This window comes from Streptococcus sp. 27098_8_70, from assembly GCF_041432215.1.
In the GTDB taxonomy this organism is placed as follows: domain Bacteria; phylum Bacillota; class Bacilli; order Lactobacillales; family Streptococcaceae; genus Streptococcus; species Streptococcus oralis_CP.
The window spans coordinates 745,260-766,700 of record NZ_JAPVZD010000001.1; the positions used below are offsets into that span (position 1 = coordinate 745,260).

Below are 21,441 nucleotides of genomic sequence, written 5' to 3' on the forward strand. Positions count from 1 at the left end.
AAAAGCCGAATTTCGACTTTTTCTGTAGGTATGCTGCTTATTATTTTGCTTCCATCACGACTGGCAAGATTGCCGGGCGACGCTTGGTTTGATCAAAGAGGTACTTGGTCAGATTGTCGCGAACCTTGCCTTTGAGATCTGCCCAGTCAAAGTCATCACCTTGAAGATACTCTTCTACCGTTTGGTTAATCAATTCTGAACTTTCACGGAGAATATCGCGGCTCTTCTTGAGGTAAACAAACCCACGCGTATGAACACGGGCCTTGGCCACAATTTTTTTCTCACGACGGTTGACAGTGATCGCCACGATAAAGATCCCATCCTCTGACAAGACCTTACGGTCACGAAGGACGACATTTCCAACATCCCCGATGGCATTTCCATCAATCAAGACATCACCTGCAGAAACTGCCCCAGCTGGAACAAAGTCCCCATGTTCATAAGACATGGTCGTTCCCTTTTTAGGGATGAAGATATGCTCTGGCAACATTCCAACTGCCATGGCAGCCTTGGCATGCGCATCCAACTCACGATACTCCCCTTGGATAGGGAAGAGGTAATTTGGTTGCAAAAGATTGATCATTAACTGCAAATCACGCGCATTCCCATGTCCGGATACTCGCAAGCTTTGGGTAATGAGTTTCACCACACCACCAGCTTGGTAGATCATGTTTTCAACACGCGCCATGACAGCTTCTTTGGCGATAGATGGAGTGGTTACGATATAGACCAAGTCCCCATCTTTGATTTCCACATAACGGTGGCGTCCAATGGACATCTTGCGAAGTCCATTAATCGGCTCACCCATACGGCCCGTCTCAAGGATAATCAACTCATGGTCGTCAAAACGAGACATTTCTTTGGGTTTAATCAAGAGACTTTCATTGGCTAGAGACAATTTTTTGAGTCGAATCGCAGTGCGGACGATATTTTCAATATCAAATCCAGTCAAAACAACTCGGCGACCTGTATCTGCTGCAGCATCAAAAACCTGCTGGATACGAGAAAGGTTGCTGGCAACTGCGGCAACGATGATACGACCTTCCCAATCTGCAATGGTCTGGGTAATTTCGTCTCCAACTTCACTCTCACTCGCCACCTGGATATTGCTGTCTGCATTGGCTGAATCACTGAGGAGCGCCAAGACACCATCACGACCGATTTCTGCCAAACGAGCAAAATCCGTCGCATAGGATTCGCTAGCTGTCTGGTCAAACTTGAAGTCCCCTGTATAAACGATGCTACCTTCAGCTGTTTTCAGGACTATTCCCAAACTTTCTGGGATAGAGTGAGTTGTACGGAAGAAGGAAACCACAGTCCCTCCAAAATCAATCTCCGTATCTTCATCAATCACATGGAAGTCATTGAATTTCTTAACCGTATCATTTCCTTTGACAAAGAGTTTGGCCAACTCAATGGTCAACTCAGAACCAAATACAGGCACCTTAGCCTCTGCCAAAAGATAAGGCAGGGCACCAATGGCATCTGCATGTCCGTGGGTCAAAAAGACCCCTGCGATACGATCGCTATTTTCAAAAAGGTAGTCCATATTTGGAATGACGACATCAACACCTAGTTGTTCATTTTCAGGGTATTTAAGCCCCGCATCCAAAACAAAAATAGAACCATCGATTTCAGCGATGTACATATTTTTACCATTTTCTCGTACACCACCTAGTGTTGTTAAACTAATATTACTCATTTTCCCTCCGAAACTTCATTTATCTTGATTATAGGGCGAATTCACCCTCTTATTCTAAAAGTTCTCAAACTTTCAGCCGAATCTTTTCCTACCATTATACCATTTTTTTGATTATTTTCAAAACGAAGATAGGTTTTTAACTAGAGATTAGTCACTACTGTGAATCGAATTCTTTTACTTTGACTTCTCTTTTGGAGGCTTCATCGAAGATAATAGAACGATTGTACCATCAAAAATACGGATTTTCTGAATCAATTTGATTTCAGATACCTTTCTCGAACTCTAAATTTTTCTTTTAGTTCAAAAAACTTGCTTTTACCTCTCGACTTGAGAACTATTTTCTACAAAGACATGGTTTATCTACATCCAAAAGCGAAAATTTCCTGTTCGCTACAGAATCTAAAAATTTCAGCAATTAGCCATTAAGATGGAGGTTAACGATAGGAAATTTCTTCAAAAAGAAAAAAGACTTAGAAATTCTAAATCTTTTTATCATCTTTAGTTTGGATAGATATAAGTTACGTTACCTAAAAATTCATGAGGATTAAAGAAGCCACGATAATTCGCAATCTGCTTTTGACGTCTGTAGTTTGCTTCCAATACCTGGATAGAGTTTTCACTTTGAACATCTGTTACATAAGCAACGTGTCCATATTCACCACCATCCCAAACGGCGATTGCTCCTACTACTGGAACACTTCCTGTCTTATAACCTTGAGCGCTCGCGTAGATTGCCCACGTGTTGGCATTTCCCCACCAGTTGCTAGCCCAAGGAGCCAATTCTTTCACACCCCATGTACACTGACCAACAGGATAAGAGTTTCCATAGTTTGTCGGAGTCTTTTCGACAACATCCTCTGTATCTGATACCACATTCGCAGTGCTAGCTGGAGCACTGTAGGTAGAGCTAGCCTGAGCGGAACCACTTACTTCCAATACTTCGCCTGGGTGGATAGTGTCAAAGATGGTTTTTCCATTCAAAGCTGCCAACTCATGCGGATCCATGCCGTTTGCAGTTGCAATGGCATAAAATGAATCACCGTCTTGGACAACGTAAGAGTTCGCATGAACAGTTTGAGCCCCAACTGTAGCCAAAATAGCGGTAGAAGTCAAACCAAGAGTCAGTTTCGTAACTGTTTTTTTCATAACTAGATTCCCCTTATATTTTCTTGATAAGAAAATCATACTTGATTTACATGTCAGTTCGTTTAGAGTTATATTTTAGTCCTGTTACAAAAATTTATACTTTTACTACATAAGGTTTAAAAGTAGACATCGTATAAAGTGATAGAAGAGAATAGAAAATGAATCATTTTCCCCAATTTTTACATCAGTGAACCACTCAAAAGACCGTCTTATCAACCACTCCCACATCAAGCATTTATCCGACAAAAAGAGACCGAAATAGGTCATCTCAGTCCCTTTCCATCTATAACTCCATTAAAAAGTCATATATTTCTTGCACGGTACCCAGCGCCATCATTTCTTGATCTTTGACGGTTTGTTTAAGTTTTTGGTATATCTGACTTTCTCCAATCTCCCTCTTTGGCGCTTCTTTATTGACTGTCATGACACCATCTTTGATCGTTACAAAGCCCAGTTCCTCAAATACTTGAATCATCTTGACCAGCAAGATTTGTTGGATATTGAGATAAGCCGCCAGATCTTTCAGCTTGTAGCGAATATCAAACTCTGGAAACTGGTAAATGGTCTTGTACAATTTTGCAAACTGTTCTCTAGTCCCGTAACCTGTCAGATAGTAGGCCTTATCGATGTCATTTTTGAAATAGACAGCAGAGAAATCCTGTTCCTGAAAAATGGTCTTCAGCAGGGTAATATCCTCGGGAATGGTTTTCACAACAACCGCGTCACTAGTCGCTAGATCTGGCAACTCACCAGAAAAATCCAAGACTGGAACCCCTTCTGGCAAGACTGCATTCTTCCCACGAATGTTAAAGAGTTGAATACCCTCCACACGCGCATCCACCATCATCAACTGGAGGGCAGTTTGACCATTCCATTGATTGACAGACAAGGTAACTGCCAATTCTAGGTTTTTTGTTTGAGCAAACTCTGTCGCCCATCTACCTTGTCCAAAGGCCACCACTTCAAAAGTCGCCTCACCCTTGGAAATTTTCAGCTTGAGATGGGCATTGCCTGCCCCCATGGTACGGGCACTTTCGACCTGAAAATCCTTGATATAAAAGACAGGTTTCTGATTGTCCATTCCAAAGGGTGCCAAGCGTTCAAAACTTTTAACCGTTTCCAGGCTAAGAGTCTCCAAGTCCAACTCTTCATCTAGATTTAACTTATTCTTACCACTAGCATCTGCGCCTTTTTCACGGATATAATCTTCTAGGACCTGAGATAAATCTGAGAGTTTCTCCACTTCCAGCGTCATTCCTGCTGCACCAGCATGGCCGCCAAAGGCGATAAAGAGGTCGCGATGGGGATCTAGGGCTTCAAAAATATCGACCGCTTCCACACTACGAGCGCTACCCTTGGCACGATCATCTTCTATATTAAGAACGATGACTGTCTGCCCTAGTTCTTCCAACAAACGACCAGCAACGATACCCAGAACGCCAGGATTCCAGCCTTCCTTTGCCAAGACCTGGACCTTCTTCTCAGGATCCACCATGGTCTTAGCTTCTTCATAGATTGACTGAACGATTTCCTTGCGCTCTTCATTTTTCTGGTGAATCATGAGGGCAATCTCATGAGCTTCCTCGTCGTCAAACCCAGTCAGCAAATCAATGGCAGGATTGGGATCATCCAATCGCCCCAAGGCATTTAAACGAGGGGCAATCTGAAAGCCAACCGTTTCTTCCGTTACTTCATTAGCAGCAATCCCAGCCATATCCAGCATTTCTTGTAGACCAATACGCTGAGTATGCCCCAGCATCTCCAGACCATATTGGACCAAAATGCGATTCTCATCCGTCAAACTCACCATATCTGCAATGGTTCCGATAGCGACCAAATCGAGTAGCTCCACTTGCACTTCTTCTAAAAGAGCGCAAGCTAGCTTGAAAGCCACTCCGCATCCGGCCAACTGTTTGAAAGGATAGTCCGCATCTGGATGTTCAGGGTGAACAATCGCATAGGCATCAGGAAGGGTTTCCGGCATGGAATGGTGGTCGGTCACAATGACATCTACTCCCATAGACTGGGCCAATTCAATGGCCTCGTGACCAGCAACTCCATTATCCACTGTCACAATCAAGGAAATTCCCTCTTGCTCGATAAAGTATTTATAGACACTGGCATTGGGACCATAGCCATCGGTAAAACGATTGGGTAGGTGAACACGGCACTCGGCGCCAAGCTGTTCTAAACTTTCCTTAATAATAGAAGCCGAAGTCATGCCATCCGCATCGTAGTCTCCATAAATGAGAATATTTTCCCCTTCTTCAATGGCCTGACGAATCCGTTCCACTGCCTTATCCATATCATGGAGCAGATAGGGGTCATGTAAATCCTCTAAAGAAGGTTCTAAAAACTTCTTTAGACTTTCTTCATCCTGAATCCCTCTTTCAAATAATAACCGAGCCACCTCAGGACCCAGTCCAGCCTTCTTGGCTATCTTTGTAAAATCCGCATCTTCAACCTGCGGGGCAAACTGCCATTCATAAGTAGGAGTTATCAAAAAAACATCCACTCTTTCTAAGAATTCTATCGTTTCATTATAACATGATTTAGGCATTTTCTCTATCCAGATTGCTTTTTTATAATATTTTAGTGAATTTTTTTCAGATATGATTTGACAAGAACATTCTTTTGTTGTAGAATCATGTTATAAAATCTAACACAAAGGAGATCTCTCATGGCTTTAGTAGAATTTAAAAACGTCGAAAAATATTACGGAGACTACCACGCACTCCGCGACATCAATCTCCGTTTTGAAAAAGGACAAGTTGTTGTCCTGCTTGGACCTTCCGGTTCTGGGAAGTCCACTCTTATCCGAACGATTAATGGTTTAGAGGCTGTTGACAAAGGAAGTCTCCTAGTCAATGGACATCAAGTAGCAGGTGCCAGTCAGAAAGATCTAGTTCCTCTCCGTAAGGAAGTGGGCATGGTTTTTCAACATTTTAACCTTTATCCACACAAAACAGTGTTAGAAAATGTAACACTTGCACCCATTAAAGTTCTAGGAATTGATAAAAAAGAAGCTGAAAAAACAGCCCAAAAATATCTGGAATTTGTAAATATGTGGGACAAGAAAGATTCCTATCCGGCCATGCTATCTGGTGGACAAAAACAACGGATTGCCATCGCACGCGGACTCGCTATGCATCCCGAACTCCTCCTCTTTGATGAGCCAACATCTGCTCTTGATCCTGAGACTATCGGAGATGTTCTAGCAGTTATGCAAAAACTGGCACATGACGGAATGAACATGATCATCGTTACCCACGAAATGGGCTTTGCCCGTGAAGTTGCTGACCGTATCATCTTTATGGCCGACGGAGAAGTTTTGGTGGATACGACAGATGTCGATGACTTTTTCGACAATCCAAGCGAACCTCGTGCCCAGCAATTCCTCAGCAAAATTATCAACCACGAAAGTGACAAAGTCAAATAAGGAGGCGCCTATGAAAAAGAAATTCTTTTTATCAGCATTATTGATTAGCCTTTTCGGTCTTGCTGCTGCAAAACCAGTCCAAGCCGATACTAGCGTCGCAGACATTCAAAAAAGAGGCGAACTGGTTGTCGGTGTCAAACAAGACGTTCCCAATTTTGGTTACAAAGATCCCAAGACAGGGACTTATTCTGGTATCGAAACCGACTTAGCCAAGATGATTGCAGATGAGCTCAAGGTCAAGATTCGCTACGTTCCTGTTACCGCTCAAACCCGTGGACCTCTTCTTGACAATGAACAGGTCGATTTGGATATCGCAACCTTCACCATCACAGACGAACGCAAAAAACTCTATAACTTTACAAGTCCCTACTACACGGACGCTTCTGGCTTTTTGGTCAATAAATCTGCCAACATCAAAAGCATTGAGGACCTAAACGGTAAAACGATTGGGGTTGCCCAAGGATCCATCACCCAACGCCTGATTACTGAACTGGGCAAAAAGAAAGGTCTAACCTTTAAATTCGTTGAACTTGGTTCCTACCCAGAATTGATTACTTCCCTTCACGCTCACCGTATTGATGCCTTTTCCGTGGATCGCTCTATCCTGTCTGGCTACATTAGTAAACGGACAGAACTACTAGATGATAGTTTCAAGCCATCTGACTACGGTATCGTCACCAAGAAATCAAATACCGAGCTAAACGACTATCTTGATACCTTGGTCACTAAATGGACCAAGGATGGTAGTTTGCAGAAACTCTATGACCGATACAAGCTCAAACCATCTAGCCATACCGCAGATTAAGGAGGACACCCCATGACAGATTTATCATCTTGGACAGCCTATTTTCAGGATTTTGGACAATTTTTTAATGGTTTCCTCTTCACCCTTGCCCTAGCGATTGGATCTTTTATCCTCGCCATGGTTTTGGGCATCTTCTTTGGGGCCATGTCAACCAGCAAACGCCCATTCTTGCGTGTTTTGGCTCGTATCTTTGTCGAATTTTACCAAAATACTCCCCTCTTGGTGCAGTTTGTCATCGTCTTTTATGGTTTGCCTCTTATCAGTGAACACACCATCATGATTCCGATTTATTGGACAGCTGTACTTTGTGTGGGACTCTATCACGGCGCCTATATCGCTGAGGTTATTCGTTCAGGGATTCAGTCTATTCCTAGCGGTCAGATGGAGGCCGCCTTGTCCCAAGGTTTTACCTATATCAGTGCCATGCGCTTGATTATCTTGCCTCAGGCCTTCCGTATCATTCTCCCTCCATTGACCAACCAAATCGTCAACCTCATCAAGAACACCTCTACAGTTGCCATCATCTCTGGAGTAGACTTGATGTTTGTGACCAAATCTTGGTCGGCCCTCAACGGAAACTATATCCCAGCCTTTTTAGGCGCTGCTCTTCTCTACTTTGCTCTATGCTTCCCTGTTGCCCAGTTTGGTCGCAAGATGGAGCAAGCCAACAAAAAAGCCTATTCACTTTAGGAGGTTACTATGGAATCTATTTTAGAAGTTTTGACCCCAGATAACCTAATCTTTATCTTTAAAGGATTTGGCTTGACCCTCTACATTTCTCTGATTGCTATCGTCCTCTCGACCCTTATCGGAACAGTACTAGCCGTCATGAGAAATGGGAAAAATCCTGTCTTACGGATCATCTCCAGCATTTATATCGAGTTTGTACGTAACGTTCCCAACCTCCTCTGGATTTTCACCATCTTTTTGGTGTTTAAGATGAAGTCCACACCAGCTGGTATTACCGCCTTTACCCTTTTTACCTCAGCAGCCTTAGCTGAGATTATCCGAGGCGGTCTCAATGCCGTGGACAAGGGCCAGTATGAAGCAGGAATGTCGCAAGGTTTTACCTCTGCGCAAATCCTCTACTACATCATTCTCCCACAAGCGATCCGCAAAATGCTGCCAGCCATCATTTCTCAGTTTGTAACTGTGATTAAGGATACCAGTCTTCTCTACTCTGTTATCGCTCTACAAGAACTCTTTGGCGCCAGCCAAATTCTCATGGGCCGTTATTTCGAACCAGAGCAGGTCTTCAGTCTTTATATCCTGATTGCCTTGATTTACTTTATCTTTAACTTTACTATTTCTAGCTTGTCTCATAAGCTAGCAAAACGTTGGCAACAAGCTGCGGAATAAAAACGAAATGTGAACTCAAAACAAGGGTTCACATTTTTTGCTATAAATGAAAAAGAGCAGCTCAATGCTATGCAAACGTTTTACTTTTTTGGTAAAATGACTTTAAAACCATAACGTAAGGAGAAAAAAATGATCCAAGAACTTTGCAAAGAATTCTCTCAACTTGAACAAGTAGAAGCTATTGCTCTTGGTGGTTCTCGTGCAGGACAAGTCTACGATCAAAATTCTGACTATGACGTTTATGTCTATCTAAACTCTTCTATTGATGAGGCGATTCGACGAGATATCTTGAGTAAGTATTGTTCTTATATGGAAATTGGAAACCAGTTTTGGGAGTTAGAGGATGACTGTGTACTAAACAACGGTATCCAAATCGAGTTGATTTATCGTTCGCTGGAGTCGTTTGAACAAGAATTGAACACAACTGTTTTTCAACACAAAGCTCAAAATGCTTATACAACTTGCATGTGGCATAATCTACTCCACAGCAAGATTCTATACGACCCGAATGGACACTATGCTTCTCTCCAAAAGACTTACCAGATTCCCTATCCACAGGAACTCAAAAAGCATATCATCGAAAGGCAACTCCTTTTGCTAGAACAAGCCATGCCTGCCTTCTCTCACCAAATAGAAAAAGCTATCAAGCGCCAAGATCTTCTCAGTATGAATCATCGTACGAGTGAGTTTTTTGCTTCCTACTTTGACTTGTTATTTGCGCTCAATGAGCAAATCCATCCTGGTGAAAAACGAATGTTGGAGTACGCAAAGACCAATTGTACACTCCTCCCTATGCAATTTGAAGAAACTATTCGCAAGTACTTCCAACTACTCTATCAACCACAACAAGGAGAACAAGCGATCGTAACCTTGCAAACTATCCTGAAGGAACTAAAAGCCATTTTGCCATAGACCAAAAAGAAAATGTGAACCTCTGTTGCTGTTCACATTTTTATTTGTCGTTGACTGTAAAATTCTAGTCTACTCATATTCAGTTGCCTATTTTTGACTCTCTCTGAAAATCTGCAACTAGGTTAGAAATTGTTCAATTGATTGACGAACAATCATAAAACCGCTCCAAAAACCGCACTCACAATCACTTACCCTGCTCTTTCATTACTAGTGACAATTTTTCCCTTAGGGTTACTACAAGATTTTTTAGAGATTCTAACAAGAATTACAATATGAATTTTACATATTACCATAGAACACCTCTATAGGAGAAAATCAGAGCTAAAATTAATAAAATATAGAAGGCGAGAAAAAGCCATCTCATCTTCACACATAGAGCAATGTATTCTCTGATAAAGGCCGATGGGATATAGTAGGCGGCTGTACGGCAACCAAGGCCATCTCCCTTCATCCCAATACGGCGAGCATAGGTACTGGTACGAAAAACATGGTAATCATTGGTCACAAAGAGAAAACGTGGACTGGCCACCAGCTTCTCTCCCATTTCTTTTGAGAAGAGAAGATTCTCATAGGTCGTCGTTGAGTCTTCCTCTAGGAGAATCGCTTCTCTCGGAACATCCGTCTCTTCCAGCAAATAATTACAAATCGCCTGAGCTTCGGATATCTTTTCATCTCCACCTTGACCACCACTTGCGATGATTTTAACATTGGGATTGAGAGACTGGTGATAAGCTTCTACTGCCTTGTCAATGCGACTCTTCAGTAAGGGAGTCACTTTTTCTCCATTCAATAAGCCTGCTCCGTGAATGATGATAAAATCATAATATTTTTTCTTGGGAATAAAAAGATACAGAATAGAATAAAGCAGAAATCCTGCAAAAGCAAAACCAAAAATCAAATACGAATAAATCAAAAAGAAAAAGATAATATTCACTAGATGATTGGTATAGAACAAGCCCTTAGTATCGCTCACTCGAATCGCCATGATTACAAAAAAGAATAGAATCACGCACCCTAATCCTAGAGACAAATAATTTGCCTTGGATTTTCCTTCTTTTTTCAATAACACAAATCCATTATAAATAAGGAAAAAACCACTTAGAAAAACTAAAAGAGGCAGCAGGAGAAAAATCCCTGCAAAGAAAACCATGTGCACTTCTTTCTGCCCAGCTTCGTAAAAAAGATTGGCAATGGACATATAAGAAAAGAGCAGAGACAAAAGCAAGAGAGCTGGATTCCAGAGACTGCGATTGTCCCTTAAAAACGAAACGAGAAAAAGTAAGACAAAAAATCCTGTGATAAAGTACATAGTCTCCTCCTTTGATGACTACATTGTACCATAATTATAGCAATAGAAAAAGAGAACCTTAGTCCTCTTACTTAGAGAGTTTATTCTGAGCATCTGCTACAACCTGAGCCAGACTTGTCTGACGAAGTTGGTTCTCCATAGCTGCTTGAACATCGAACAACTTTTGGTCCAAGACTGCATGGATATTAGCACCAATTGGGCAATTAGGATTTGGATTGTCATGGAAACTAAAGAGCTTACCGGATTTTCCTAAACACTCCACAGCTTGGTAGACATCCAACAAACTGATATCCTGAAGGTCTTTTATTATCTCAGTTCCTCCCGTACCACGAGCAACTGAAATCAATCCAGCTTTTTTGAGTTGCGATAAAGTCTTACGGATAATGACTGGATTGACTCCGACACTGGCCGCAAGAAAATCGCTGGTTACCTTACTATCTGTATCCTGCATTGCAATAATAATCATCATATGAGTCGCAATTGTAAATCGGCTTGAAATTTGCATCTTCTTCTCCTTTCATTGATATTTTATTCATCTTTTCCCGTATAAACATTATACCTTTTTTGCTTATCCTGTCAAATATTAACGAATGATTATCTTCTCAATGCAAAAAGTCCTGTATCCCTCTTGGTACCCAGAACAGCGGAGGACATACAAAGACTTATTTCTTTATGCAATTTTACGGACAATCCCTTTTGTTTTATGACTTGACCAAACCGAGCTGATAGACACCCCAGCACCAACTAAGGTAAACACAGCTAACATAGCTAGATTATAAAAATAGTTATCTGGAAAATCACCGCTAAAGATTAATTGATTCACCACTCGGAAAGCAAAGGCAAACTCAACCCCTAGTTTAGCAACGACTTCCATCGCCAAATCAATTTGATTCACTAGAAAGACAGTAATCACCATCCAAATAGAGGAAATCACAATCCCCTTTCGAGATACCTTTCTTCCAAGGATTTCATATCCTTTAATGGTACAAATCCCCAGAACAATACCCGCTACCATAGCTACATAACCTAGACGAGCGATAAATAGAGCAACTGCTCCACCAATCAAGGCTCCCAGCAAGGCACCAACTGCTCCAAGAAGAACATTTTCCTTTTGATTTTGATAAGAATCTACCTCAATCTGAAGATTGCTCTTCAGCAATTGATAGCTTTCCTCGTTGATAAGGAAAATTGAATCACCTAATTGATAGAGACCAACGGGGCCCTCCTGACCGCTGTAGGCACACACTTGGACGAAATGATGGGTTTCAAGGAAGGCAACGAGATCTGTTATGAGCGTCTGTAACTTTTCAATTGTTTTTGATTTGCGCATGGCACCTTTTACGACAAAAGAAACAAGGTACTGGTTGATAGACAAGGTCGACAAGTTTGGAAGAGATTCACTCTTAAACTCATCCCAAACCAATTCATTTTCTTCTGAATCCGCAGGATTGCCATTCAAACTCACACTGACACAAAGTCGAAACTGGTTTTTCACGTCAGTTTCTTGCAGGAAAAGTAAATAGCCTGACTGCGTGCCATAAATACAACGTGAATCTTCGTCAAATTGCAAGCCCAACTCCGAGGCAATAGCGTGTAACTCTTCTGGTTTCATTATCTGTCTCCTCTTATTTTGAATATCAATTAGTATGAGATTCAAATTATTTATATTCCGTTATTCTAACATAAATTTGAGAAGCCGTCAATTCGTATCCAGTTCGTCTTATCGCGAAACAGCAGCAGTCACTAGACTATCTGATTTCTAGCTAGAAGTCCTCTTAAAACCAATCTTTCTTGTCTCTTTCCATCCAGAGTTCAACATCCTGATCATAACCTTCTTGTTCACTAATCTGACCTAACAATTCATGGTTATGAGTGTGGTGAATTCCATTTATCAAGCTTTCATAGTAAACCTGAAAATAAGGGAGCTTTAAATCCTTAGCCAGCTGCAATTCGGCTTCTACATCATAATCCACTCGACGAAAATCAACATCAGACAAACCTGCCTCATCAAACTCTAAGATCATATACTGGGCCCGCAGGTCCTTACGCAACTTCGCATCTAGAAAGAAAGGTTGTCCAATGGAACCTGGATTAAGAATCAACTGTCCATCACTTCCATAACGAAGCAACTGTTGATGAATATGGCCATATACTGCGATAGAGGCGTGTGGATTCGTGACCAATCTATCAAAATCTTCTTGTTTTCCCGTATGAATCAATTCTCTACCCCAGTTTTTATCAGGGAGATGGTGAGTGATTCCCACCATCAAATCACCAAACTGACGATGAACTTGCAGGGGTTGATTATTGAGGTCTTCGATTTCTTCAGGGCTGACCTCCTCTAAGATGTACTGACTTTGACGCAGGAGATAACGATGACTCGCTATTGTAGGATCTAACTTGCGATGCAGACCTCGCCAGAGACTATTCTCCCAATTTCCCAGAACTCTTACTGTAATAGGCAAGCTAGCTAAGAGGTCCAAGATCCTTCTACGTCCTGTCCCTGGCATCAGAATATCCCCTAAAAGCCAGTACTCATCTACCTCTGCAGCTTTAGCATCATCCAGTACAGCTTCCAAAGCTGTCGTATTTCCATGTATGTCTGAAAGAACTGCTATTTTGGTCATTCTTTCTCCTCATTCTCTTACTTCTTTTGTTAGTATTATAACAGAAAACACTCGAAAAGATCACTATCACTGATCACTGGATTAAATTGTAAGAGCTTCTAAATCGTGCTATAATATAAGTAGAGATTTCCCCTTCATTTAGGATTATGTGGTCTACAATATCTCTCAATTTTTCCAGATTGGAGGACTATTGCCATGCGGAATTATCTTAAGTATATCCCATACTACCTTGTCACTTTCTTTTTTTACTGGCCCCTCTATGAGCTCCTCTCTCTACTCATCTCTGACCCATATACACTGAAGGGACTGTACATTTATAACATCATCCTCTTCTCACCTCTGGTAACCTTTATCGTATCGCTACTTTATAGCTATCGATTTCATTTCTCACTTTGGTGGCTACTCGGTATTGGTCTGCTCTATTGCTTTACCATCATCACCTTTGGTGAATTCATTCTGCTTTATTTCCTAGCTTACGAAATCTTTACCCTACTTGGTATGGCTTCTGGTGTGGGGATCAAGCATGTCTTCCAGCGAGAGAAAAATAAAAAAATTATGCAAAAACCTTGAAAATTCTCGCAATCATGCTATAATAATGCATAGAGACAAGTCACTTAGTCCCTTTCTACTAGAGAGTGCGTGGTTGCTGGAAACGCATAGAAAGCCTAAACTGATACTACTCTACTGACTTTTATGCAAACATAAAACGGTGGCTACGTTAAAGCCAATCAGAGGTGTTCCTCTTTTTTGAGGAACATAAATGAAGGTGGAACCACGTTGCGACGTCCTTTTATGGATGTCGTTTTTTGTTTTGTCAGAAGGAGGAAGAACGATGCTTTATATGATTGGCGGATCGCCTTGTAGTGGAAAGTCAACAATTGCCTCACTTCTTGCTAGACAGTATCAACTACTTCATATCAAACTGGATGATTTGGTAGAAGAGATGATGAGTCAAGCAAGTGCAGACTCACAGCCAATTTGCCTTCTTAGGAAGGATAGAAATCCGGAACAAATCTGGATGAGAAAGCCAGAAGAGATGGCAGATGAAGAATGGTGCTTTTATGAAGAGATTTTTCCTTATGTAAAATCTTACTTGATAAAAAATCAAAACAGACCTCTCTTGGTGGAGGGAGCAGGACTTTTGCCTCACTTGGTAAAGGAGCTTGAATGTCAAGTATCATCCTATCTATGCTTGACTCCGACAGCTGATTTTCAAAAAAAGCATTATATACAGAGAGAATGGGTTCCTTATGTCTTAGAGGGTACAACCAACCCTGATCAAGCTTTTGAAAACTGGATGCAACGAGACATTCTTTTTGCTCAAATGGTTCGTAAGGAAGCGGTGAGATTAGGCTATCCTAGCCTCGTAACAGATGGTAGTCAATCAGAGAATCAGACTGCGGAAGAAGTTGCTCGGCTCTTAAAATTGTCCAACAAAAATAGAATAAATATTTAAGGAGAAAACCATGATTAAGATTACTTTCCCAGATGGCGCTGTTCGTGAATTCGAATCTGGCGTTACTACTTTTGAAATTGCCCAATCTATCAGCAATTCCCTCGCTAAAAAAGCTCTCGCTGGTAAATTCAACGGCAAACTCATCGACACGACTCGTGCTATCACTGAAGATGGAAGCATCGAAATCGTGACACCTGATCACGAAGATGCCCTTCCAATCTTGCGCCACTCAGCTGCCCACTTGTTTGCCCAAGCAGCTCGTCGCCTCTTCCCAGACATTCATTTGGGTGTCGGTCCAGCTATCGAAGATGGTTTCTACTACGATACAGATAACCAAGCTGGTCAAATCTCTAACGAAGACCTTCCTCGCATCGAAGAAGAAATGCAAAAAATCGTTAAAGAAAACTTCCCATCTATCCGTGAAGAAGTGACTAAAGACGAGGCGCGTGAAATCTTCAAGAACGACCCATATAAATTGGAATTGATTGAAGAACACTCTGAAGATGAAGGTGGTTTGACCATCTACCGTCAAGGTGAATATGTAGACCTTTGCCGTGGGCCACACGTCCCATCAACAGGCCGTATCCAAATCTTCCACCTTCTCAATGTAGCAGGTGCTTACTGGCGTGGAAATAGCGACAACGCTATGATGCAACGTATCTACGGTACAGCTTGGTTCGACAAGAAAGACTTGAAGAACTACCTTCAAATGCGTGAAGAAGCTAAGGAACGTGACCACCGTAAACTTGGTAAAGAGCTTGATCTCTTCATGATTTCTCAAGAAGTTGGTCAAGGACTTCCATTCTGGTTGCCAAATGGTGCCACTATCCGTCGTGAATTGGAACGCTATATCGTCGACAAAGAGTTGGCTTCTGGCTACCAACACGTATACACTCCACCACTTGCTTCTGTAGAGCTTTACAAGACTTCTGGTCACTGGGATCATTACCAAGAAGATATGTTCCCAACTATGGACATGGGTGACGGTGAAGAATTCGTTCTTCGTCCAATGAACTGCCCACACCACATCCAAGTCTTTAAACACCATGTACACTCATACCGTGAGTTGCCAATCCGTATCGCTGAAATCGGGATGATGCACCGCTATGAGAAATCAGGTGCTTTGACTGGTCTTCAGCGTGTGCGTGAAATGTCTCTTAACGACGGTCACCTCTTTGTGACTCCAGAACAAATCCAAGAAGAATTCCAACGTGCCCTTCAGTTGATTATTGATGTATATGGGGACTTCAACCTAAACGAATACCGCTTCCGCCTCTCTCTTCGTGACCCTCAAGATACTCACAAATACTTTGATAACGATGAGATGTGGGAAAATGCTCAAACTATGCTTCGTGCAGCTCTTGATGAAATGGGTGTTGACTACTTTGAAGCTGAAGGTGAAGCAGCCTTCTACGGACCAAAATTGGATATCCAAGTTAAAACTGCACTTGGTAAAGAAGAAACCCTTTCTACCATCCAGCTTGACTTCTTGCTTCCAGAACGCTTCGACCTTAAATACATCGGAGCTGATGGTGAAGAACATCGCCCAGTTATGATTCACCGTGGTGTTATCTCAACCATGGAACGCTTTACAGCTATCTTGATTGAAAACTACAAAGGTGCTTTCCCAACTTGGCTTGCACCTCACCAAGTGACTCTTATCCCAGTTTCTAACGAAAAACACGTAGACTACGCTTGGGAAGTAGCTAAGAAACTCCGTGACCGTGGTGTTCGTGCCGATGTGGATGAACGCAATGAAAAAATGCAGTTCAAGATCCGTGCTTCTCAAACCAGCAAGATTCCTTACCAATTAATCGTCGGAGACAAGGAAATGGAAGATGGAACTGTCAACGTTCGTCGCTACGGCCAAAAAGAAACACAAACTGTCTCAGTTGATGATTTTGTTCAAGCTATCCTTGCTGATATTGCCAACAAATCACGCGTTGAGAAATAATACTCTTCGAAAATCAAATTCAAACCACGTCAACGTCGCCTTGCCGTACTCAAGTACAGCCTGCGGCTAGTTTCCTAGTTTGCTCTTTGATTTTCATTGAGTATAAGAGCCTAGCATAAAAGCCTCCATTCGGAGGCTTTTTCTCATTTATGTTTACTCAATAACGAGCTTCACTTCAGCGAATTTGATCCGTACGGTTGTTCCTTTTCCAACCTCAGACTCGATACGAATCCGGTGCCCCAGTTCTTCAGAAATTTTCTTGGATAGATAGAGGCCAAGTCCAGATGATTGCTGGGTCAAACGGCCATTGTAGCCTGAAAAACCACGTTCAAAGACTCGGAGGACATCACTGTTTTTTATCCCAATTCCCGTATCCTTAATACAGAGCTCCTGACTCTCCATAGAAATCTCGAGCCCACCTTCCTTAGTATATTTGAGGCTGTTTGAAAGGATTTGTTCAATGACGACCAACAGCCACTTCTTATCGGTCACGATAGTTTTGTCGAGGTCATGTAGATTGACTGTTAGTCCCTTCTGGATAAAGAAAAGTGCGTACTTACGAACCATATCCTTGACCAAGTCCTCCACTTGAACCTGTTCAAAGACCAAGTCATCGTGAAAACTCTCTAAACGTAAGTACTGCAAAACCAGATTGGTATAGGAGTCAATCTTGAAAATTTCCTGTTCCAGTTGCTGCTTGACCTCCCGATCAGAGACTTCTGCTACTAAAAGGCGACTAGCTGCAATGGGCGTCTTGATCTGATGAACCCATAAGGTGTAGTAATCAAGCAAATCCGTCAGCTTGCTCTGCGCTTCTGACTTCTTTTGATACAATTCAGACTCACGCTCTTCGAGCTTTTCTGCTAGCGCACATTCCAAAGGAGACTTGGGGTCTCTCTCAGCATAGAGTACTTCCTGTCGATAAACCTGAGCTTCTGCAAATATATCCCAAGCCAAAAATAAGAAGGTCAAAAAACTACTGAGCAGAAAGAAATAAAGAAAATAAGTTCCTAGACTAGCAAATAAAAACTGAAAGAGAAGGACGAGAAAGCCCAATGAAAAAATATAGGTAAAAACGCGACTGCGAGAGCGCAGATAGGCTAGAAAAAATGATTTCCAATCAAGCATGTTTCAGTCCGTATCCTATTCCTTTCTTGGTTTCAATAAAGCCTACTAAGCCTTGCTCCTCCAACTTTTTACGCAAGCGAGCAACGTTGACAGATAAGGTGTTATCATCGATGAAAAAGTCGCTATTCCAGAGTTCTCTCATCAAGTCATCACGCGCCACGATATTGCCAGCATGTTCAAACAAGACCCGCAAAATTTGAAATTCATTCTTGGTCAAACTCAGGACTTCCCCCTGATAGTGCAGGTCCATAGACTTGGTATTGAGGATCACACCCGCATACTCCAGAAGACTTTCATCCCGCCCAAATTCATAGGAACGGCGCAACAAGCCTTGAACCTTGGCAAGGAGCACCTGCTGGTCAAAAGGCTTGGTCACAAAGTCATCTGCCCCCATATTGATCGCCATGACAATATCCATCGCCTGGTCTCTCGAAGACAGAAACATGATGGGTACCTTGGAAATCTTGCGAATCTCCTGACACCAGTGGTAACCATTAAAAAGAGGCAGACCAATATCCATGAGGACCAAATGAGGTTCTGACTGAACAAAAAGGCTCAAGACTTCCATAAAGTCCTCTACCAAAACGACCTCAAAACCCCACTCAGAGAGTAATTTCCCAACTTGTTGCCGAATAACTTGGTCATCTTCTACTAGTAAAATCTTGTGCATGCGCTCCTCCTTTGTTATTTCTCAAAGTATCAAAACCCTTCATATCAGATTTACGGATCAGTATCTCATACTGTTTAGCAGCCTATTTCCCAAATCCAGATCAGAAAACAGATGCTAAATAGAGAATATTCCCACTGATATCATACCTTATTTTTAATTATAGTTCCAGCCTTATCCTATATTTTCCTTTTTGTGCTCATTTAGTTAGCGTTTCTTTAACTTATTTAATAGATCTAGCCTTCTTATTGACAAGCTAGCCATGATTTGTTAGAATATGAATGAACGAACAAAGTTATTCATTCATGAAAACTAAGGAGGTTAAATCATATTGGACAAAAAACAATCTTTAAAGACAGCAGCCTATGAAGTTTTTTCGAAAAAAGGTTACAAGGCAACAGGAATTTCAGAAATTGCTAGGCAAGCTGGTGTTGCAGTTGGTTCTTTTTATAACTATTATGAGAGTAAAGAAGCTATTTTTCTAGACATCTATATAGATGAAAACAACCGTGTTCGCCAAGCTATGATCGAAGAACTGGATTGGGAAATTGACATGATCGACCTCATTGGTCAACTATTTGCTCAGTCCAGAACTCTCGTTTCTTCCAATAAAATCCTTGCAGAATGGTACAATCCTGCCATCGCAGATGAGTTGCACAGCTACTATTCCTCGGAAGAAGGCAAAGTCGCAAATCCTTTTCATCAGTTTCTAGTTAAAACTTTTACAAATCGTATGCAGGCTGAAGGGTACTCGCCAGAAAAGATTCAAGATATTTTACAGGTTTATAATCTTTTTTACTATATGGATATGCATATCACGGAAAAAGATTTTCCAGATATTGGCAAAACTGTTGAAATACTTGCAACCAACTTCATTAAAGGAGTTCTAAAATAAAGAATGGATTTCTTTATTTTTTGAAAAGATATGAATGAATTATTTTATAATTCATTCATAAAATTAAGAACAGGAGTCATAAAAAATGAAAAGAGGTAAAAAAATGTTTATTATCATTCTATCAACACTTGGAGCGCTATGTATTATAACTTGGAGTGTCATCGCTTATCTTGGACGAAGCCAGACATTATCGATAAAATCCATTGAAAACCCCAGCGGAGATCTATATTTAATTCATATCACAAAACCGAGTCATCAAATCTGGAAAGCTGGGGCTTATGCTAAGTTTACACTCCCTGATACCTCGTCTACTGCTAGTAAATATGAAGCTAAGGGAGAGCAAACCAGTCGATGGCTAACCATTGCCTCCACACCTGATGAAGATGAAATTCTCATTTTGACTCATAATAGTGGTAGCAACTTTAAGAACACCTTGACACATTTACCGGCTGGCAGTGAGATTGAGATGAGTTGGCTGGATTCCTCTTTGTCTGTTAAAGATACGAATCAGCCACTAGTTTGCTTTGCATCTGATGTCGGCATTTCTGCTCTACGCCCCTTTATCAAAGAATGGGCTGGTAAATGTCCGATTATTCTCAACCATTTTGACAAAGGAGTTACTATTTTCGATAATGAGATGAAAGAACTGGCTCAAAAAACACCGAATTTTACTTATAAAACTAGCGAGGAACTTTCTCAAAGTCAAGAATTTTTAAAACGTGCTATTGATGAATACGGCAATCAAGCCAGCTATCTCATCACCGGTCAGCCTGATGATGTTAAAGAGATGAAGAATTTTTTAAAGGAAAATGGGATTGATAGCAAAAACATACAAGTAAGCTCGTTTAGAGGTTTGAAATAGGAGCAATCTATCTTCTATGTATTTCAATCAAACCCTACTAGCTAATTCTAGGTAAATGTGGTAGGATAAACATAGAGAAAGGAGCTTTTATGGCCAATATTTTTGACTACTTAAATGATGTAGCATACGATTCCTTTTATGACCTCCCCGTGAACGAGTTAGATGTTCTTGCCTTGACTGAATTAACCTACCTTGCTTTTGATGATGTAGTCACCCAAGAACCAAAGCGCCTCATAGATCTTGCATCTCAAATCCCTAGAGACACGACTATGCTGACCAATAAGAACCGTCTCCAATTGTTAGATCAGCTCGCTCAACACAAACGCTTTAAAAATTGCAAGCTCTCAGACTTTATCAACGATATTGATCCTGAATTGCAAAAACAGTTTGCAGCCATGACTTATCGTATCAGTCTCGACACCTATTTGCTTGTTTTTCGCGGAACGGATGACAGTATCATTGGTTGGAAAGAAGATTTTCATATGACCTATATGAAGGAAATTCCAGCTCAAAAACATGCTCTCCAGTATTTACAGAATTTTTTTGCTCAACATCCTAACCAAAAGATTGTCATAGCTGGACACTCAAAAGGGGGCAATCTAGCCGTCTATGCTGCTAGTCAGCTCGATCCAGTCTTACAAAAAAACATTGTCGCTGTCTATACTTTTGATGCTCCTGGGCTTCACAAGGAACTAACCGAAACACCTGGCTATCAAAACATGATGGAAAGAACGAAAGTATTTGTTCCACAAGGTTCTATCATCGGGATGATGCTGGAAATTCCGGATAAAAAAATTGTTGTTCGAAGCACTGCCTTGGGTGGTATCGCCCAGCACGATACCTTTAGTTGGCAGGTTGAAGACAAGCACTTTGTCCAACTAGACGAGACCAATAGTGACAGCCAGCAAGTCGATACCACCTTCAAGGAATGGGTTGAGACGGTCCCTGATACGGAACTGCAGCTCTACTTCGACCTCTTTTTTGGAATCATTCTCGATGCAGGCATCTCTTCTATCAACGACCTTTCTTCCTTCAAAGTCATTGAACACATTCATCATCTCTTTATCCAAGCCCAATCCCTCACTCCCGAAGAAAGAGAGACCATGGGACGCTTAACCCAACTCTTGATTGATACTCGTTACCAAGCTTGGAAAAATCGTTAAGATAAGAAAGTCAATGA

The 21,441-nt window shown here is 41.4% G+C and carries 20 protein-coding genes; 11 read left to right on the plus strand and 9 right to left on the minus strand.

Translation table 11 applies throughout. From position 1 onward, the window contains the following. Positions 1-40: 40 nt before the first annotated feature. From O3655_RS03585 to recJ, 3 genes are all read right to left on the minus strand, one after another. Entirely contained in the window at positions 41-1,702 is a 1,662-nt protein-coding gene (locus O3655_RS03585) for a ribonuclease J (protein ID WP_308697248.1), read from the minus strand. A gap of 498 nt (positions 1,703-2,200) precedes the next feature. Beyond that, a complete protein-coding gene (locus tag O3655_RS03590) occupies positions 2,201-2,848 on the minus strand; it encodes a CHAP domain-containing protein (protein WP_308697247.1) in 648 nt (215 codons plus the stop codon). Positions 2,849-3,131: 283 nt separating this feature from the next. Continuing rightward, the gene (gene recJ / locus O3655_RS03595) at positions 3,132-5,351 is read right to left on the minus strand and encodes a single-stranded-DNA-specific exonuclease RecJ (protein WP_308697276.1); all 2,220 of its coding nucleotides are present in this window, start codon (positions 5,349-5,351) and stop codon (positions 3,132-3,134) included. 177 nt (positions 5,352-5,528) lie between these two features. Between recJ and O3655_RS03600 the strand changes: the two genes are divergently transcribed. The 5 genes from O3655_RS03600 (at position 5,529) to O3655_RS03620 (ending at position 9,363) form a co-directional block, all read left to right on the plus strand. Beyond that, a complete protein-coding gene (locus tag O3655_RS03600) occupies positions 5,529-6,287 on the plus strand; it encodes an amino acid ABC transporter ATP-binding protein (protein ID WP_001229587.1) in 759 nt (252 codons plus the stop codon). Between the two features lie 10 nt (positions 6,288-6,297). Next, positions 6,298-7,092 carry a transporter substrate-binding domain-containing protein gene (locus tag O3655_RS03605; protein WP_000726173.1) on the plus strand — a complete coding sequence of 265 codons (795 nt, stop codon included), beginning with the start codon at positions 6,298-6,300 and terminating at the stop codon, positions 7,090-7,092. A gap of 12 nt (positions 7,093-7,104) precedes the next feature. After that, positions 7,105-7,782, plus strand: coding sequence for an amino acid ABC transporter permease (locus tag O3655_RS03610; protein ID WP_000131126.1), 678 nt, complete (start codon positions 7,105-7,107; stop codon positions 7,780-7,782). A 9-nt stretch (positions 7,783-7,791) separates the two neighbouring features. Beyond that, positions 7,792-8,451 (plus strand): amino acid ABC transporter permease, encoded by a 660-nt coding sequence (locus tag O3655_RS03615; protein WP_000443854.1) that lies wholly within the window; start codon positions 7,792-7,794, stop codon positions 8,449-8,451. A 129-nt stretch (positions 8,452-8,580) separates the two neighbouring features. Then, on the plus strand, positions 8,581-9,363 hold the full coding sequence (locus tag O3655_RS03620; RefSeq protein ID WP_070683363.1) for a DUF4037 domain-containing protein: 783 nt from the start codon (positions 8,581-8,583) through the stop codon (positions 9,361-9,363). Positions 9,364-9,649: 286 nt separating this feature from the next. Here the strand turns inward: O3655_RS03620 and O3655_RS03625 are convergent, their stop codons facing one another. The 4 genes from O3655_RS03625 to O3655_RS03640 all read right to left on the minus strand — a co-directional run bounded on the left by O3655_RS03625 (position 9,650) and on the right by O3655_RS03640 (position 13,299). After that, entirely contained in the window at positions 9,650-10,672 is a 1,023-nt protein-coding gene (locus tag O3655_RS03625) for a YdcF family protein (RefSeq protein ID WP_042902759.1), read from the minus strand. Between the two features lie 67 nt (positions 10,673-10,739). Then, positions 10,740-11,177 carry an Rrf2 family transcriptional regulator gene (locus O3655_RS03630; protein WP_049490302.1) on the minus strand — a complete coding sequence of 146 codons (438 nt, stop codon included), beginning with the start codon at positions 11,175-11,177 and terminating at the stop codon, positions 10,740-10,742. Positions 11,178-11,342: 165 nt separating this feature from the next. Continuing rightward, the gene (locus O3655_RS03635; protein ID WP_308697246.1) at positions 11,343-12,284 is read right to left on the minus strand and encodes a hypothetical protein; all 942 of its coding nucleotides are present in this window, start codon (positions 12,282-12,284) and stop codon (positions 11,343-11,345) included. A 163-nt stretch (positions 12,285-12,447) separates the two neighbouring features. Beyond that, positions 12,448-13,299, minus strand: coding sequence for a metallophosphoesterase family protein (locus O3655_RS03640; protein ID WP_308697245.1), 852 nt, complete (start codon positions 13,297-13,299; stop codon positions 12,448-12,450). A 195-nt stretch (positions 13,300-13,494) separates the two neighbouring features. Here O3655_RS03640 and O3655_RS03645 point away from each other — a divergent pair, with 195 nt between their 5' ends. The 3 genes from O3655_RS03645 (at position 13,495) to thrS (ending at position 16,709) form a co-directional block, all read left to right on the plus strand. Next, a complete protein-coding gene (locus tag O3655_RS03645) occupies positions 13,495-13,869 on the plus strand; it encodes a hypothetical protein (RefSeq protein ID WP_308697244.1) in 375 nt (124 codons plus the stop codon). Between the two features lie 262 nt (positions 13,870-14,131). Continuing rightward, positions 14,132-14,755, plus strand: coding sequence for an ATPase AAA (locus O3655_RS03650; RefSeq protein WP_049477607.1), 624 nt, complete (start codon positions 14,132-14,134; stop codon positions 14,753-14,755). 10 nt (positions 14,756-14,765) lie between these two features. Continuing rightward, entirely contained in the window at positions 14,766-16,709 is a 1,944-nt protein-coding gene (thrS, locus tag O3655_RS03655; protein ID WP_308697243.1) for a threonine--tRNA ligase, read from the plus strand. 153 nt (positions 16,710-16,862) lie between these two features. On the opposite strand, the gene O3655_RS03660 is transcribed toward thrS, so the two are convergent. Together O3655_RS03660 and O3655_RS03665 are read right to left on the minus strand one after the other, a co-directional pair. Next, the gene (locus tag O3655_RS03660) at positions 16,863-17,837 is read right to left on the minus strand and encodes a sensor histidine kinase (protein WP_000887983.1); all 975 of its coding nucleotides are present in this window, start codon (positions 17,835-17,837) and stop codon (positions 16,863-16,865) included. Next, complete coding sequence (locus tag O3655_RS03665; protein ID WP_000548982.1) at positions 17,830-18,507, minus strand: response regulator transcription factor; 678 nt, start codon at positions 18,505-18,507, stop codon at positions 17,830-17,832. Before O3655_RS03665 ends, O3655_RS03660 begins: the two co-directional genes overlap by 8 nt. 322 nt (positions 18,508-18,829) lie before the next feature. Here O3655_RS03665 and O3655_RS03670 point away from each other — a divergent pair, with 322 nt between their 5' ends. The 3 genes from O3655_RS03670 to O3655_RS03680 all read left to right on the plus strand — a co-directional run bounded on the left by O3655_RS03670 (position 18,830) and on the right by O3655_RS03680 (position 21,424). Then, positions 18,830-19,399 carry a TetR/AcrR family transcriptional regulator gene (locus O3655_RS03670; protein WP_049549829.1) on the plus strand — a complete coding sequence of 190 codons (570 nt, stop codon included), beginning with the start codon at positions 18,830-18,832 and terminating at the stop codon, positions 19,397-19,399. Positions 19,400-19,484: 85 nt separating this feature from the next. Next, positions 19,485-20,261, plus strand: coding sequence for a ferredoxin reductase (locus O3655_RS03675; RefSeq protein ID WP_308697242.1), 777 nt, complete (start codon positions 19,485-19,487; stop codon positions 20,259-20,261). A gap of 89 nt (positions 20,262-20,350) precedes the next feature. Beyond that, positions 20,351-21,424, plus strand: coding sequence for a DUF2974 domain-containing protein (locus tag O3655_RS03680; protein WP_308697241.1), 1,074 nt, complete (start codon positions 20,351-20,353; stop codon positions 21,422-21,424). Positions 21,425-21,441 lie beyond the last annotated feature (17 nt).